Source organism: Streptomyces sp. NPDC059679 (genome assembly GCF_042734105.1).
Classification (GTDB): domain Bacteria; phylum Actinomycetota; class Actinomycetes; order Streptomycetales; family Streptomycetaceae; genus Streptomyces.
Genome location: NZ_JBHWES010000028.1, coordinates 1 through 15,738, shown reverse-complemented (window position 1 = coordinate 15,738; position 15,738 = coordinate 1). Strand labels below are relative to the sequence as shown.

Here is a 15,738-nt window from a genome sequence, read left to right as displayed (position 1 = left end):
CCACCGGTCGGGGCTTGCTCCCACGGCCGGGCTCCCGGCGTCACCCGCGCCCGGCCCGGGTTTGGCCCGGGGGTGGGGGGCGCGGCGCAGCGCCGCCCCCGCCCGGGTCACGCGACAACGTCAGCGCCCATACGGCGACGGAGCGCGGGGGCTGGCAACGCTCACCAGCCCGTGGGCCATCCCGTAACGCGGTGCCGCCGCCGGTGGCGCTTGCTACCGGTGGTGGGGCGGCTGGAGCGGTCGTGCATGCCCTCGGCGTCCCACTGCCGGTAGCGGCCGGCCCAGCGTGCGGCGGTGGTGTGGCTGACCTGGAAGCGTTCCGCTGCCCGACGCAGCGGCCAGCCGTCCTCGACGACACACCGGGCCAGACGCAGCCTGCCAGTCGGCGTCAGCGGGGCATTACGGTGGGACACGAGGGCCTCCTGGGCATCGGCGGTAGGTGTGGCAATCTCCACCGAAACCAGATTGGTGCCGGCGAGGCCGCCGAGCAGCGATACGGCCGGCCCGAGCGCGACGCCGGAGCGCCCGCCAGTTCCAGCACACCAATGCAGCGGCAAGCCGCGACGGAGAGCGCGGGAGCACGGCCGCCACGCATCGGTTGAAGGAGTCGAGGTCGCTGTTCACGTGGCTGGCCACTCGCTGACTTGATCTCGGGAATCTGCATCACCTGACCGGTGGCCACGTAGACGGCGATCCGTTCGACACGGACAACGCCTTCGTAATCTGGAAGGTGAGGCGGATCAAAAGCCGCCCCGCTCCTCAACCAGCGGGAGAACCCTCATGGACGGCACGGTCACGGTCATCGACAAGGGAGCGGTGCGCATCCACAGCTACATGGCTCCCGACGACAGCCTGAACGTCACCACTCAGCTCATCGAGAGCCCGACGCGGGTGATCGCCGTCGACGCCCAGTACTCCCTGGCGTATGCGGACGAGGTGCTGGACTACGTGAAGGGGCTGAGCAAGCCGCTGGACCGGCTCATCGTCTCCCACGCCCACCCCGACCACTTCAACGGTGCCGCCCGCTTCGGCGCACCCGTGCACGCACTCGCCGCGGTGCGCGACCAGATCGCCGCCCAGGGCGACGGTCAGGACCCCACCGGCGCCGTCATCCCGTCCCTGGACATCACTCCCACCGCCGAGATCGTCCCGGGCACCGAGGTCATCGACGGCATCCCGTTCGTCTTCGAGGCCCACCACGGTGGCGAGGCCTCCGACCAGCTGGTGATCAAGCTGCCTGAGCAGGGCGTCCTGGTCGCGCAGGACCTCGTCTACCACGCCATGCACCTCTTCTTGGGCAACAACGACATCACCGGTTGGGCCAAGGCAGTGGACGACCTGGCCGCCCAGCCCGCGTACGACACCGTGTTGGGCGGGCACGGCCTGCCCGCCGGGCCCGAGGTTTTCGACGAGATGCGCCGCTATCTCGCGGACGCGGGCGAACTGCTCGGCGACGATGGGGAGGCGTACAAGCAGGCGATCGTGGCTCGCTACCCTGCCTGGGGCGGCACGGTCCTGATCGACGTCGGCAACCAGTACCTCTTCGGCGCGCCCCCCGCCTGAGCCGAACGTCAGGAACAGAGACATCTGTGGCTCCGCTGCTCTCCCCCACCGAGTGGCGCGACTGCTGATCGCCGCAAGGCCGTCGAGAACAGTGATCCCGGCGGTGGTGACCACCCCAGGCAATGCCCGACGTCAGGAATGGACGGGGCGATGACGGGGCGCATCGGCTGGTGGGCCCTGCGCTTGCCAAGAATGTCATCCGCCCTGATCGGAAGCCTGCACCTGGACTTGCGGTCGTCGGCCTCGTCGCTCGAGTCGGCGCTCTCGCGTAGTCGGTGGTTCACGCGTCATGATGATCGACCGCGCTGCTGCGACCGGCCTACCTGGGAGTGACCAACGCGTTCGCGCTGCTGCGTCTGCTGCATCCGCTGCGTCTGCTGCCGATGAGCGATCGGAACAAGGATGCGGAGATCCTGGCCCACCGCCATCAGATCACGGTTCTCGAACGCCAACTCGGTGGTGACCGGGCACGGTTCACCCCGGGCGACCGGCCTTTCCTGGCGGCGCTGCAGCACCGGCTACCGTTGCCGGCTCTGCGGCGTGTGCTGCTGCTCACGCGTCCTGACACCGTGCTGCGCTGGCACCGCGACCTCGCAAGACGCCGGCATGCCGCCCTATCGCCGCCCAAGCGACCCGGTCGGCCTCGCTCCGTGCGCTCCTCCGGATTCTGGTACTGCGGCTGGCGAGAGAGAATCCAAGCTGGGGCTACAGGCCCCTTCACGGCGAACTGCTCGTGCTGGGAGTGAAGGTGGCCGCCTCGACCGTCTGCTCTGCTTTGGTGAATTTCGAGACGCGCAAGCTCTGTCGGTACGTGCGCTCGGGCCTCCGGCATGGAGTGCGTCCACGGGCACGCCGCATCCGGTGCTCGATGCGCCTTGGCCGCCACCTCAGCTGTGTGGTGGCCGGTGAGAGGCGAGGAAGTTGCCTGCGGCCTGGACGGCCATGTCTGCCTCGCTGAGTAGGCCACGGAAGTTCTGAAAGACGTGTTGCATATGGGCGCTGATTCGTAGCTCGACGGGTACGTGGGCGGTTGCTGCCCGGTGTGCCAGTCGCAGTGCGTCGGCCAGGAGGAGTTCGCTGCTGCCGGCCTGGATGTGAAGGCGGACCAGCCCCCTCAGGTCGGCGTTGAGGGGGTCGGCTGCCGGTGGCAGGGTGTTGGACGGACGTCGACAGACGGCCATCGACGGCGGAAGCGGGGGTGGCAGCCTGTTCCGTACTCTGGCGGCATGCGCATGCGTCCCACTTTGAGCTGGACCCCTGCCGAGGACCTGCCGCCGGGCAGCACGGATCTGGAACCGGTCGCCAAGGCGCTGAGCACCGGCGGTGTGCTGGTACTCAGCGGGGCCGGCATCTCCACCGAGTCGGGCATCCCCGACTACCGTGGCGAGGGCGGGAGCCTGAGCCGGCATACCCCGATGACGTACCAGGACTTCATAGCCGATGCCCAGGCCCGGCGCCGGTACTGGGCTCGCAGCCACCTCGGCTGGCGCACCTTCGGCCGCGCCCGTCCCAACACCGGGCACCGGGCCGTGGCCGCGTTCGCGCGGCATGGCCTGCTCGCGGGTCTGATCACCCAGAACGTCGACGGCCTTCACCAGGCCGCCGGCAGCGAGGGCGTCGTGGAACTTCACGGAAGCCTGGACCGGGTGGTCTGCCTCTCCTGCGGCGCCCTCGGCCCGCGCCGCGAGCTCGCCCGGCGATTGGAGGAGGCCAATGAGGGCTTCGAGCCGGTGGCCGCCGGAATCAACCCGGACGGTGACGCCGACCTCACCGACGAACAGGTCGGGGACTTCCGTGTGGTGCCCTGTACGGTCTGCGGCGGCATCCTCAAACCGGACGTGGTGTTCTTCGGCGAAGCCGTTCCGCCGCGACGGGTCGAGCACTGCCGCAAGCTGGTCCGCGAAGCGGCCTCACTGCTGGTCCTGGGCTCCTCACTGACGGTGATGTCCGGGCTCCGGTTCGTCCGCCAGGCGGCCCAGGCCGGGAAGCCGGTGCTGATCGTCAACCTGGACCCGACCCGGGGCGATCGGCACGCCGTCACCCGGGTCGCGCTCCCGCTGGGAACGGCCCTCACCGTCGTGGCCGGCAGACTGGGCATCCCGGAGTCGGCACAGGCCTGACGCGGAGCAGGCGTGACGGAGCCGGGCGCGGAGGGCCCGGGCGGCGGGACGCGGCGTGCACGGCGCTGGAGTGCTTCCACTACGAGGACCGGCAAGCCCGGTGGGGCTTCGGCAACCCACTGGACGAGTACGCCGCGGAGGTGCTGGACCACGCCCGGTGGATGCTGCGCGGGACGCCGCCGCCGGAAGCGCGAGGGCAGGACCGGGCCGGCGCGCTGTGGGCGATCCAGAACCACGCCGAGGCTGTGGACGCTCCACTGATCACCGCACGTCAAGCCGACGCATCCGGATACTGGGTGCCACCGCGCACCCGGCCGCCTCATGGGTGGCGCAGGCCGCCAAGAACCTGTTCCGATGCGGGGGTTGAGGTTGTGCTCAGCGGTGTCAGGATGCCGAGAATGAACGCACCCGCAGCCGGCTGTCCTGACGGAGTCTGGACTCGCCCGCGTGGAGCAGGCCTGGCCGAACCCTCCTGGCCAGTGTGCGACGGCACGTCTCCGACCACATGGACGGCCACGCACCGCCGGAGCTCACCGCCGCGCTGCGGAAGATCGCAAACTGATCAGGGACTTTTTGACGGCGGCGCGTAAGGCTCGCTAAAGGTCGATGAAGTGCGATCTTGACATGACCTACGGAGTCGGGGTACATGGAGACGAGGGGACCTTGAGTGGATCGCAAGGAAAGTCGAGACTCAGGTTCCGTTTACTGGGTTCACTCCAAGTACATCGGGGTGAGTGCGAGATCCCGGTCACGGCCGCCAAGCAGCGCTCTTTGATCGCGGCATTGCTGTTGCGCGCCAACCGACCGGTGTCGATCGACGAGTTGGCTCAGAGCGCTTGGTCGGACGATGTGCCGCGGCGGATGGTCTCCGCGCTGCGCGTGTATGTCATGCGGCTGCGGCAGTTGCTGGGCGAGCCGCGGCTGATCGGTACGACATCGACCGGGTATGTGCTGCGGATCCCGGACCAGGACCTCGATCTGGGGCGGTTCGAGGCCCTGGCCACACAGGGACTGGCCGCTTCCGCGTCGGGCGAGCTGGACGCCGCCGAGGCGTCATTCGGCCAGGCATTGGCCGAATGGCGTGGTCCGGCGTTGGCGGATGTCGAATCGGAATTTCTGCACAGGGTGGATGTCCCTCAACTGCACGATCGCAGGCTGGATATCGAGGCCGCGAGAAATGATGTGCTGTTACGCAAGGGCGGGCACCGCGGGCTGATCGCACCGCTGCGTCAGTTGACGGAGCAGTATCCGTTTCGTGAACAGTTATGGGCTCAGCTCATGCTCGCCCTCTATCGGTCCGGCAGACGGACCGAGGCCATGAACGCCTATGGCACCGTACGCGGCCTTCTCGCCGACCGGCTGGGAATCGACCCCGGACGGGAGGTCGAATCCCTTTACTCGGCCATACTCTCCCGCGACCTCGCTCTTGACTTCACCGCTGAAGCGCGGAATCCATCCCCCGTGGCGACGCCGTCTCAGGTCGTCGCTGTCGTACCGGATTTCGTGGGCCGAGCCTCCGAGGCGGATGTCATCGGCGAATTGCTGGGCGCGCGGGACACGGACGCGGCCATGCCCGTGGTGACGCTGTGCGGGCCGCCCGGGGTCGGGAAGACCTCGCTGGCGGCCTTCGTCGCCCGTCGGCTGCGCGCGCGGTTTCCCGACGGTCAGCTGTTCGCCGATCTGCGGGGCTATTCGACGCAGGCACCGCGCCCCATGACGTGCGTGCTGGCCGGGTTTCTGCGCGCGCTCGGCGTCCCGCCCGGGCAGATCCCGGCGGAGCAGGATGAGCAGGCCGCGGTCTACCGGGCGCTCCTCGACGGTAAGCGGGTGCTGGTGGTGCTGGACAACGCGGCCAGTGCCGAGCAGGTCAGGCCGCTGTTGCCGGGCGGTCCCGGCTGCGCGGTGATCGTCACCGGCCGGCATGAGCTGCGCAGTCTGATCGTGACGAACGACGCGTATCTGGTGCCCCTGGAGGTTCTCTCCCCGGACGCGGCCCTCGATCTCCTCGCTCGGCTCCTGGGCGAGGACGTGGTCGCCGAGCAGTTCGACGCGGTCCACCGGCTGGCGGGGCTGTGCGGCCGTCTGCCGCTGGCGCTGCGCATCGCGGCCGCCAATCTGGTCAGCCGGGGCGAGCCTGATGTGAACGCCTACATCCGGGAGTTCCGCTCCAGCAATCTCCTGGACTCGCTGTCCGCCGAGGGCGACGAGGCGACGGCGAGGGCGGCGTTCGACTTGTCGTACACAAAGCTTCCGCCGACGGTTCAGCGGACATTCCTCATGGCGGGACTCGTCCCGGGCTCGGACTTCACGCCGGAGGCGGTGGCGGTGTTGACGCAGGTACCGGTCCCGCTGGCGGCCCGGGATCTGGAGAGCCTCGCCACAGCCAATTTCGTCCGGCGCGGGCCCGGCGGGCGCTATCGGCTCCATGACTTGTTACAGGAGTACGCGCGGCTGCGCCGGCGCGAGCGGGTGAGCGACGAAGAGGCCGACTCGGCCCTGTGGCGGCTGTTGTTCTGGTACTCGCGTGTCGCGGACCGCGCGGAGGGCGTTCCGCATCCCGAGGAACCGAGGATCGGCCCGGCAAGGCCGCATATCGTCCGGGCGCTGCCGGAGTTCGCCGACGGTGGCGCGGCGCTCGACGCTCTCGGGCCCGGCCGCAAGCGCCCGCTCGGCGTTCTCGGCCGCGTCCTGCCCGAACTGGGCCGACTCGGCGACGCCCGGGACCATCTCAGATGCGGCGGTCGGGCGCGTCCGACGGCGCCGGGGAGTGGCTTCAGGTGTGGGGACTGATCGGCCTCGGTGCGGCGGATCTGTTCGGCGGCCGGCCGACCGGTGCGCGGAAGCACCTCGCTACCGCCGTGGACCTGGCGCGCGGCCTCCGGGCGCCGCATCACGAGGCCGAGGCGCTCGCCCTGCTCGGCCACACACTGCTGCTCGGCGGAGAGCACGACGCGGCGATCGCGCGCCTGCGCGAGGCTCTTGACCTCGTCCGGCGCACGGGCCTCCCCCTGGAATCGCTCGTCCTCGCTTATCTGGCGGACGCGCTCGACCGCGCCGGGGGCCACGGTGCGGCCCTCAGCAGCGCCCGTGGCGCGATCGAGGTGGTGCGCCGGCGCGGCAGCCCCTGGCTCGACATCAGCGCACGGAACGTCCTCGGGACCCTGCTCTGCCGTCAGGGCGACGCCGGCTCCGCCCTCGCCTGGCACGAGGGGACGCGCCGTCGGGCCGAGACGAGCCGCGATCCGTATGGGACCTCGGAAGCGCACCTCGGGCCGGCCGGCGCCTGGCTGCGGGCGCACGATCCGGAGGCCGCGGCACAGCATGCGCGCAAGGGGCTCTCCCTGGCGTGCACACACGGCTTCACGCTCCACCAGGCCATCAGGACGGACCTGATGGCCCGGAGCGGAGCGCACGGACCGGACTAGGCACCGACGACATGGACGGGCCTGTTCGTACGGAAGAGTCGCAACGACGGGGGTCGCTCAATGATGCGTGCACCACTGGAATTCGGGTTACTGGGGCCGTTGGAGGCGTACCGGGCGGGAGAGCTCGTCCCGGTCAGCGCTCCCAAGCTGCGGGTCGTGCTGGCGACGCTGCTGCTGCGGGCGAACCAGGACGTGTCGCTGCGCGAGCTGGCGGACACAGTGTGGGGCAGCGAAGGCCCCGCCCGCCCTCGCGCGGCCCTGCGGGTCTTTCTGATGCGTGTGCGCCAACTGTTCGACGCGGACCTCATCCGCACGATGCCGGACGGATACCGGCTGGAGATCGCCGACGAGGCCGTCGACCTGGGCCGCTTCAACAGCTTGGTGGACCGGGGGAGGTCGCTGTCGGCCGCGGGCGAGCTCGAACGGGCCGAGGCGCCGCTCGATGCCGCCATGGGGCTCTGGCGCGCGGAACCCTTGGCGGACGTGCCGTCGGAGGCGCTCCAGCTCGAGGCCACCCGCCTTCAGGAGCTCCGTCTGCGGGCAGAGCACCTGCGGTTCGAGGTGAAGCTCCGCAGAGGCCTCCACCATGACGTGATCGGCCCGCTGCGGGAACTCACGGCGGAGAATCCGCTGCGCGAGGACCTTTGGGCACATCTCCTGCTCGCTCTGTACCGCGCCAATCGGCAGGCCGAGGCGCTGGCCGCGTATCAGGAGATCTGCGGCAACCTCGCCGACGAGCTCGATGTGCTGCCCGGTCGGGCACTGCGTGAGCTGCACCAGTCGATCCTGGTGGGGGACCCGGCCATCGCACCGCCTCACGCCTCGTCGGCGGAGACCGCGGCCTCGGTGAGCGAGCCACCGCGCGCGGGGTCGCAGTTGCCCCCGGCGATCAGGAACTTCGTGGGCCGGGGCGCCGAGACGGAGCGGATCGCCGCGCTTCTGAGCTCTGAAGGTGAGGTTCCGGTGGTCACCGTCTCCGGGCCTCCCGGGGTCGGCAAGACCGCGCTGGCCGTACGCGTGGCCCATCAGACGCGCACGGCCTTCCCCGACGGGCGGTTCTTTGTGGATCTCCACACCCACTCGATGGCCCGGCCGCCCTCCACGCCGATGGTGCTGGCCCGTCTGCTGCGTGCGCTCGGCCACTCCGCCGAGCACCTGCCCATGGACCAGGACGAGCTGGTCGCCGCGTATCGGACGGCGCTGCGCGGCAAACGCGTGCTGATCACGGCGGACAACGCCGCGTCGGCGAGCCAGGTCCGCCCGCTGATCCCGAGCGAGCCCGGCTGCGCCATGCTGGTCACCAGCCGCAACGAACTGACCGCGCTCACCGCGCGGGACGGCGCGCGCGGCGTCCGGCTCGACATGCTCGCCGAACGGGAGTCGGTCTCCCTGCTCGGCGCGGTCCTCGGCGAGGACGTCACGGCGCGGCAGCCCGAGGCGACCGCGCGCCTCGCCGACCTGTGTGGACATCTTCCCCTGGCACTGAGGATCGCCGCGAGCAATCTCGCCGGCTCTCACCGGCCCGACATCGGCGCCTACATCCAACGCTTCCTGGAGGGGCGTCGCGTGCGGGGGCTCGCCATGGACGACGACCAGCACATCGCCGTCGGCCGGGCGTTCGACCTGTCCTACGTCGCCCTGTCGCCCGAGGCCCGCGCGCTGTTCCGGCTGCTGGCGCTGTTCCCCGGGGCGGACATCACCGGGGAGGCGACGGCCGTGCTGGCGGACGTCGCCGCACCGGAGGCGGCGAAGGCCCTGGAGCAACTGGCCGCCGCGAATCTGCTCCAGCGGCTGCCCGGCGACCGTTACCAACTGCACGATCTGCTCTCCGAGTACGCCGCGGAGCGCGCGCGGGCCGAGGACGCCGACGGTTACCGCGCCGAGGCGAGGGACCGGCTCTTCGACTGGTACCTGCGCGGCGTCAAGAGGGCCGCCGCCGTGCTGTATCCGGAGTTCGTGGCGGCGACCCGGTCCGCGGCCGAGTCGCCCGTCGGCCCGGCCGCTCCGCACGAACGGTCTCAGGCGCTCCACTGGCTGGAGACCGAACGCGCCAACCTGATCGCGGTGATCGAGTTCTGCGCGGAGCAGGGCCCCGGGCCCATGGCATGGCGGCTCACCGAGGCGATGGGCTGGTATCTGGGCATCAGCGGACACCACTCCGAGTACGTGGCGGCGGCGCACGCGGGGCTGCGGGCCGCGCGGAGCGCCGGGGATCGGGCCGCCGAGAGCGCGATGGTGGGCTGCCTGGTCTGGGAGTACCGGAACCTGGGCGATCTGGACACCGCGCTGCGCTATCTCACAGAGGTCCTGGAGAGCGGTGGCCCTGACTCGTCCACCCGGCCACTGCTGACCGTCTGGCACGGATCCGTGCGGCTGGAGCTCGGCCATCTGGAGCGGGCCCGGGCGTGCTTCAACGAGATCGCCGACCTCGTGTCCGGACAGACCGCGCCTTCGTTCCTCTGCGTCGCGGCACCCCTGGGCCTGGGCGCGGTCGACTTCTGGTCCGGCCGCTGCGAGCGGGCGCTGCCGCGGATGGAGGAGGCGCTCGCCGCGGCGACGCGAGAAGGGGCGACCGTGGAGCGCGTCGAATGCCTCATGGTGCTCGGCCGCTGTCTGCTGGAGATGGGCAGGACCGAGCGCGCGGCCAGGCTGCTGCGCACGGCCGCCGAGGAGTCCTCCGTCCTGCACAACGGATACCACCAGGCGGACTGTCTCGCTCACTTGGCGATGGCCATGACCGAGTTGGGCGACCTGGACGCCGCGTCCGAGGTCGCGCACCGCGCGCAGAGCCGGTCCCAGGACCTCCACAACCGGTGCATCACCGCCACCGTGTGGCAGGCCCTGGGTGGGCTGCACCGCGCCCGGGGCGAGGGCGACAAGGCCGTTGAGGCCTATCGGCGCGCCCTCGCAGCGACCACACAGGGGACCGTGCACCCCTACCGGATGTGCGAGTCCCTGCTCGGGCTGGCCCGCGCCCACACGGCCCTCGGCCAACCTCACGAGGCGGCCGATCACGCACGCCGGGCCTTGGCCACGGCTCGCGAGTACGGCTTCGGCTCGCTCGAAGCGCGGGCGCGGCATCTGCTCACGGACGGCGAAACGGCTCCCCGGCGGGCCTCCGCTCACCTCCCTCCGGGCTGACCCGGGCCAAGGCCACCGGCCTCGGCCTCCTGGGTCGCACCGGCCGGCGCCGCCGCCGTGTTCCGCGGGTCGGACGCGAACCGCCGCAGGATCCGGGCGAACCGGCCCGCGATCCCCTCGACGGTCTCCCGGTCGTACACGTGCCGCTGGTACTGGATGCCCGCCCGCAGATGCGGATCCTCGAACGCCGCCACGCCCAGCGGATAGTGCGAGCCGCTGGTGATGCCGACACCGGTGAGCATGACTCCCGCGGCGGTGTTCGCGTCCCTGATGCCGGCACGGTCGATCGGGTAGGACTCGAACACGAGCAGGGTGTCGAAGAGGCTGCTGACGCCCATGGCCCGCTCGATGTCGGTCAGCCGGTGCTGATGGTGGTCGAGCAGCGCGCCCTGCCGCTCGTGCAACCCGGTCGTCAGCTCGGCGAGGGTGGCGTCCGGGGAGCACCGCACCCGTACCGGCACGTTGTTGATGAACAGCCCGATCATGGAGTCGACGCCCGGCACCTGCGGCGGGCGGCCGGAGACCGTCGCGCCGAACACCACGTCCCGCCGGCCGGTCAACTGGCCGAGCAGCACGCCCCAGGCCACCTGGACGACGGTGTTCAGCGTGACGCCGAGCCCGGCCGCGCGCCGCGCCAGTTCACGGGCGGTGTCCACCGAGAGCGGGACGTCGACCACGCCGAAGCCCGCCCACTCGCCCGGGGAAGCCGCCGAGACGGCCGCCCGGGGCGCGAGCAGTGTGGGTTCGACTCCGTCCAGCTCCGCCGCCCACGCCCGTGCCGAGGCGTCCTGGTCCTGCGCGGACAGCCATGTCAGATAGTCGCGGTACTCGGGTGCCGGCGCCATCGCCGACGGATCGCCGCCGGAGCCGTAGAGCTGGAGCAGTTCCCGCAGCAGCAGCGGGCCCGACCAGCCGTCCAGCAGCACATGGTGCACGGAGAACACCAGCTCCGAGGAGTCGGGGCCGGTCCGGATCAGCGTCATCCGCAGCATGGGCGGCGCGGCCGGATCGAAGTGGGTGTCCCGGTCCTCGGCGAGGTGCCGCTGGAGCGCCTGGTCGCGCGCCGGCTCCTCCAGGGCGCCGAGGTCGATGTGGCGCCAGGGCAGAGCGACGCCGTCCACGGCCAGCTGGACCAGCTCTCCGGGCTCGGTGGTGAGGAACGCCGTGCGGAGATTGGCGTAGCGGTCGAGCAGGGCCTGCCCCGCGGCGCGCATCCGGTCCGGGTCAACCGGTCCGGACAGATGGAGCACCAACTGCATGTGGTACGCGTCGAAGCCGGCGTCGTCCGACGCGTGGACCAGCAGCCCCGCCTGGAGCGGAGCCAGCGGCCATACGTCCGCCAGGCCCGGGTAGCGGTCCCGCCACGCCTCCAGTTCGCTCGGGGCCACCTCCACCGGCCGCGCGCCGGGCGCGCCGAGGTCGGTCAGGTCCTGCTCGGCCACGCCCCGGGCCAGTGCCTCCAGCGCCGCCGACCACAGCTCCACCAGCTCGGCCGCCTCGCCCGCGGACAGCACTCCCGTGGGGAAGGCGACCCTGGCGCTGAGCTCCGGCCCCCACTCGCCGTCGGCGACATGGGCGTTCACATCCAGGACCGCCGTCACCGGCGTCCCGGGATCGGGCTCGGCGAACAGATCGGCCGCGTCACGGGCCTGTGTCCAGCCCCGGCCGCGCAGCTCCTCGGGCATGTCGGCGGTGGAGAACCTGCCCAGGTAGTTGAAGGCGATCTGCCCCGTGGAGCCCGCCTCCAGCTCCGCCGCGGTCCGCGGGTTCGCGTAGCGCAGCAGCCCGTAGCCGATGCCCTTGTCGGGAAGGGCCCGTAGCTGCTCCCCGATCCGCCTGACCATGTCTCCGGCGGCCCGACTGTCCTCGAGGACCTGCCGCGGATCGGCCCCGCCGATGTCGAGGCGCACCGGGAACACGCTGGTGAACCAGCCGACGGTGCGGGACACGTCCGCGCCCGGCACCGCCTGTTCCTCCCGGCCGTGCCCCTCGACGCGCAGCAGCACCGAGGAGTCGTCGGCGATGCCGCGCCGCCGACGCCGGCCGACGACGGCGAGCGTCAGCGCGGCCAGCAGGCCGTCCTCGACCCCGCCGCCGAACGCCCTGGGCAACTGCGTCAGCAGCGCCTCGGTGAGCGGCGCCGGCAGCCGCAGCCACACGCTGTCGACGGTGGACATGACGTCCACGGCGGGGTCCAGCGGGCGGGCCCCCAGCAGCGGGTCGGGTCCTTCCGTCATCGACCGCCACAGCGGCAGCTCCGCGACCCGCTCCGGGCGGGCCGCCTCCTCGGTGAGCGCGTGGGCCCACCGCCGCATCGACGTGCCCACCCGGGGCAGCTGCGGTGTGCTCCCGGCCCGTACTCGCTCCCAGGCGGCGGCGAGGTCCGGGAGCAGGATCCGCCACGACACCCCGTCCACGACCAGGTGGTGGAGAACGATCAGCAGCCGGCCCGCTCCCCCGCCCTCCGCCGCGAACCACACGAACTGGGCCATGACGCCGTCGGCGGGTGCCAGACGTCCCCCCGCCGCGCGCAGTTCGGCGGCGGCCCGGTTCCGCCACCGCTGGTCCCAGCGGCCGTCGCACGCGACGCGCCGGAGCAGTCTCGCCGCGTCCACCCGGCCCCGCGGGGCCACTTCCAGGCTCCCGTCCCCGGCGGTCAGCAGCCGGGACCGCAGCATATCGTGGTGGTCGAGCACCGCGTTCAGCGTCGCGGTGAGCCCGGCGTGGTCGATGCCCCGCGGCAGCTCGACCATCATGGACTGGGAGACGCGGTCGAACCCCGTCCCCAGCTCCCGGAACCACCGCGCCACGGGCAGCAGCGGCATCGATCCGACACCTCCCCCGTCGAACTCCTCCAGGAGCGCCCCCGCCCCCGTACGGCCGCCCACCACCTCGGCCAGCCGGGCGACCGTCCGGTGCTCGAAGACGTCCCGGGGGCTGATCTCCACCCCGTGCGCCCGCGCCCGCGACACCACCTGGATGGACTGGATGCTGTCCCCGCTGGAGGCGAAGAAGTCGTCGTCGGTGCCGACCCGTTCCAGGCCCAGCACTTCCGCGAACACCGCGGCCAGCGCCTCTTCCACCGGGGTACGCGGCGCCCGGTAGCTCTCGCCGAGGTGGTCCGGGTCGGGCAGCGCGCCCCGGTCGACCTTTCCGTTGGGGGTCATCGGCAGCCGGTCCAGCACGACGATCGCCGACGGGACCATGAACTCCGGCAGCCGTCCGGAGAGGAACGCCCGCAGCTCTCCCTGGGACACGCCGGCGCTCAGGTCGAAGTCGCCGTCCCCGAGCCCCTCCGAGCTGTCCGTCTCCAGGACACCGACGGGGACCACGTAGCCGACGAGCTGCTTGTTGCCGCTGGTCCCCGAGCCCTCGCGGACGCTCACCACGGCCTGCGCCACCCTCGGGTGCGCCAGCAGGGCCGCCTCGATCTCCTCCGGCTCGATCCGGTAGCCGCGCAGTTTCACCTGTGTGTCGGCCCGCCCGACGAACTCCAGCTCGCCGTCGGCGTTCCACCGGACCAGGTCGCCGGTGCGGTACATCCGCTCGCCGGGGGTGCCGAACGGGCAGGCGACGAAGCGTGCCGCGGTCAGCCCCGCCCGGCCCAGGTAGCCGCGTGCCAGCCCGGACCCGGCCACGTACAGCTCGCCCGCGACGCCCTTCGGGACCGGGCGCAGCAGCGCGTCCAGGACGTAGAGCCGGGCGTTGGGGATCGGGCGGCCGACCGACGGCATGCTCCCGTCGCCGGGCAGCGCCTCGCACAGGGACGGACACACCGTGGTCTCCGTCGGGCCGTACGCGTTCGCCATGCGCCGGTCCTTCGCCCAGAGTGCCGCCAGCTCCGGTGAGATCGGCTCGCCTGCGACCGTCAGGGTGGTGACGGTGGACAGCGATCCGGGCGGCAGCGCCGCCAGCACCGAGGGCGTCAGCAGCACATGGGTCACCCGGTTCTCGTTGATCGTCTTCACCAACGGCTCGCCCGCGGCCAGCTCGTCCTGGCCCGCCAGGACGAACGCGGCGCCGGAGAAGAGCGCCATGCACATTTCCCACACGGAGGAGTCGAAGCTCGGCGAGTTGAACTGGAGCACCCGGCTCTGCGGCGTCACGTCCAGCCGTTCGACGTGCGCCGCGAGCAGGCTGGCCAGCCCGAGGTGGGTGACCGCGACGCCTTTGGGGAGCCCGGTGGAGCCGGAGGTGTAGATGACGTAGGCGGTGTTGGCCATCGACACCGGGCCCAGCCGGTCCGTGTCCGTGAGTGCCGCCGGGGCGGCGTCGGCCAGCGCCTCCAGGACGTCCGGGTCGTCCAGGCGGATCACGGGCGCGGAGAGCTCCGGGAAGCACTCGGCGGTCTCCGCGTTTCCGATCACCAGGTGCGCCTCGGAGTCCTTGACCATGAACTCGATCCGCTCGGCGGGATAGGCGGGATCCACCGGCAGATACGCGCCGCCGGCCTTCGTCACCCCCAGCGCCGCGGTCCACAGCTCCGGCGACCTCGGCAGGCACACCGCGACCACCGACTCCGGGCGTACGCCGTTCTCGATCAGCAGCCGCGCCATTCGGTTGGCGCGGGAGTCCAGCTCCCGGTACGTCAGCTCCTCACCCTCGAACACCACCGCGGTGGCGTCCGGCCGCCGGGCCACCTGGCGCTCGAACAGCTCGGGGATCGTCCCGACCCGCACCGGGGCCGCCGTGTCGTTCACCTCCGACAGCAGCCAGTCGCGCTCCGCCGGGTCCAGGACGTCCACCGAGCCGATGGACGTGCCGGGCTCGGCCACGAGCTGCCGTACGACGCGCACGAGACGCCTCGCCATGGCCGCGACCGTGTCCTGCTCGAACAGGTCCGTGGCGTAGTCGATACGGCCTCGGATGCCCTGCCCGGGGAAATCGAACATGGTGACTTCCAGGTCGAACCTCGCGACGCCGGTCGCGACCGGTTCGAGGGTCGCGCTCAGCCCTTCGAAGGCGAAGTCCTCCCACCCGATGTTCTGCCAGGCGAACGCCACCTGGAAGAGGGGGTGGTAGGCGGTGGAGCGCTCGGGGTTGAGCAGTTCGACCAGTCGCTCGAACGGGGCGTCCTGGTTGTTGTAGGCGGCCAGTGCCGCCTCCCGCACCCGGCCCAGCAGTTCCTCGAAGGAGGGGTTCCCTGACACGTCGGCCCGCAGGACCCAGGTGTTGACGAAGAAGCCCACCAGGTCCGCGAGGTCGTCGTCGGTGCGGTTGGCGATCGGGGAGCCGATGGTCAGGTCCTCCCTGCCGGTCAGCTGGTGGAGCAGCACCGCGAGCGCCGACTGGAGCACCATCGCCACGGTCATGCCGTGTGCGCGGGCCAGTTCCTCGGCCGCCGCCAGCACGTCGGGGTCCATGGTGAACTCGACCATGTCGCCGTTGTGGCTCGCGAGGGGCGGGCGGGGGCGGTCGGTGGGCAGCGGGAGCGGCTGGGGTACCCCGGCCAGCGCCTGACGCCAGTATCCGAACTGCTGGGCCGCCAC

Annotated in this window: 7 protein-coding genes and 3 pseudogenes; 7 read left to right on the top strand and 3 right to left on the bottom strand. The window is 71.6% G+C overall.

The features are described from left to right. Window positions 1–224 precede the first annotated feature (224 nt). Window positions 225–413 (bottom strand): annotated as a pseudogene (locus tag ACFV2X_RS27605) (leucine zipper domain-containing protein); the annotation flags it as partial. Window positions 414–780: 367 nt separating this feature from the next. Between ACFV2X_RS27605 and ACFV2X_RS27600 the strand changes: the two are divergent. Beyond that, on the top strand, window positions 781–1,563 hold the full coding sequence (locus ACFV2X_RS27600; RefSeq protein WP_385621296.1) for an MBL fold metallo-hydrolase: 783 nt from the start codon (window positions 781–783) through the stop codon (window positions 1,561–1,563). Window positions 1,564–1,946: 383 nt separating this feature from the next. Then, window positions 1,947–2,341 (top strand): annotated as a pseudogene (locus ACFV2X_RS27595) (helix-turn-helix domain-containing protein); the annotation flags it as partial. A 109-nt stretch (window positions 2,342–2,450) separates the two neighbouring features. Here ACFV2X_RS27595 and ACFV2X_RS27590 read toward each other — a convergent pair. Continuing rightward, window positions 2,451–2,744, bottom strand: coding sequence for an alpha/beta hydrolase fold domain-containing protein (locus ACFV2X_RS27590; protein ID WP_385621293.1), 294 nt, complete (start codon window positions 2,742–2,744; stop codon window positions 2,451–2,453). A gap of 45 nt (window positions 2,745–2,789) precedes the next feature. On the opposite strand from ACFV2X_RS27590, the gene ACFV2X_RS27585 reads away from it, so the two are divergent. The 5 genes and pseudogenes from ACFV2X_RS27585 (at window position 2,790) to ACFV2X_RS27565 (ending at window position 10,249) form a co-directional block, all read left to right on the top strand. Beyond that, window positions 2,790–3,683 (top strand): NAD-dependent protein deacetylase, encoded by an 894-nt coding sequence (locus ACFV2X_RS27585; protein WP_385621291.1) that lies wholly within the window; start codon window positions 2,790–2,792, stop codon window positions 3,681–3,683. 271 nt (window positions 3,684–3,954) lie between these two features. Then, window positions 3,955–4,273 (top strand): annotated as a pseudogene (locus tag ACFV2X_RS27580) (hypothetical protein); the annotation flags it as partial. 16 nt (window positions 4,274–4,289) lie between these two features. Further along, entirely contained in the window at window positions 4,290–6,473 is a 2,184-nt protein-coding gene (locus tag ACFV2X_RS27575; RefSeq protein WP_385621289.1) for a BTAD domain-containing putative transcriptional regulator, read from the top strand. Next, complete coding sequence (locus ACFV2X_RS27570; protein WP_385621288.1) at window positions 6,461–7,108, top strand: tetratricopeptide repeat protein; 648 nt, start codon at window positions 6,461–6,463, stop codon at window positions 7,106–7,108. The genes ACFV2X_RS27575 and ACFV2X_RS27570 overlap by 13 nt, the downstream gene beginning before the upstream one ends. A gap of 60 nt (window positions 7,109–7,168) precedes the next feature. Further along, a complete protein-coding gene (locus tag ACFV2X_RS27565) occupies window positions 7,169–10,249 on the top strand; it encodes a BTAD domain-containing putative transcriptional regulator (protein ID WP_385621286.1) in 3,081 nt (1,026 codons plus the stop codon). On the opposite strand, the gene ACFV2X_RS27560 is transcribed toward ACFV2X_RS27565, so the two are convergent. After that, complete coding sequence (locus ACFV2X_RS27560) at window positions 10,231–15,738, bottom strand: amino acid adenylation domain-containing protein (RefSeq protein WP_385621284.1); 5,508 nt, start codon at window positions 15,736–15,738, stop codon at window positions 10,231–10,233. The two genes, ACFV2X_RS27565 and ACFV2X_RS27560, sit on opposite strands and share 19 nt — an antisense overlap.

Bases quoted from the DNA above. Each gene is read 5' to 3' on its own strand.
- ACFV2X_RS27600 (WP_385621296.1), top strand. From the start codon at position 781: ATGGACGGCACGGTCACGGTCATCGACAAGGGAGCGGTGCGCATCCAC.
- ACFV2X_RS27575 (WP_385621289.1), top strand. From the start codon at position 4,290: ATGAAGTGCGATCTTGACATGACCTACGGAGTCGGGGTACATGGAGAC.
- ACFV2X_RS27565 (WP_385621286.1), top strand. From the start codon at position 7,169: ATGATGCGTGCACCACTGGAATTCGGGTTACTGGGGCCGTTGGAGGCG.
- ACFV2X_RS27585 (WP_385621291.1), top strand. From the start codon at position 2,790: ATGCGCATGCGTCCCACTTTGAGCTGGACCCCTGCCGAGGACCTGCCG.
- ACFV2X_RS27590 (WP_385621293.1), bottom strand. From the start codon at position 2,744: ATGGCCGTCTGTCGACGTCCGTCCAACACCCTGCCACCGGCAGCCGAC.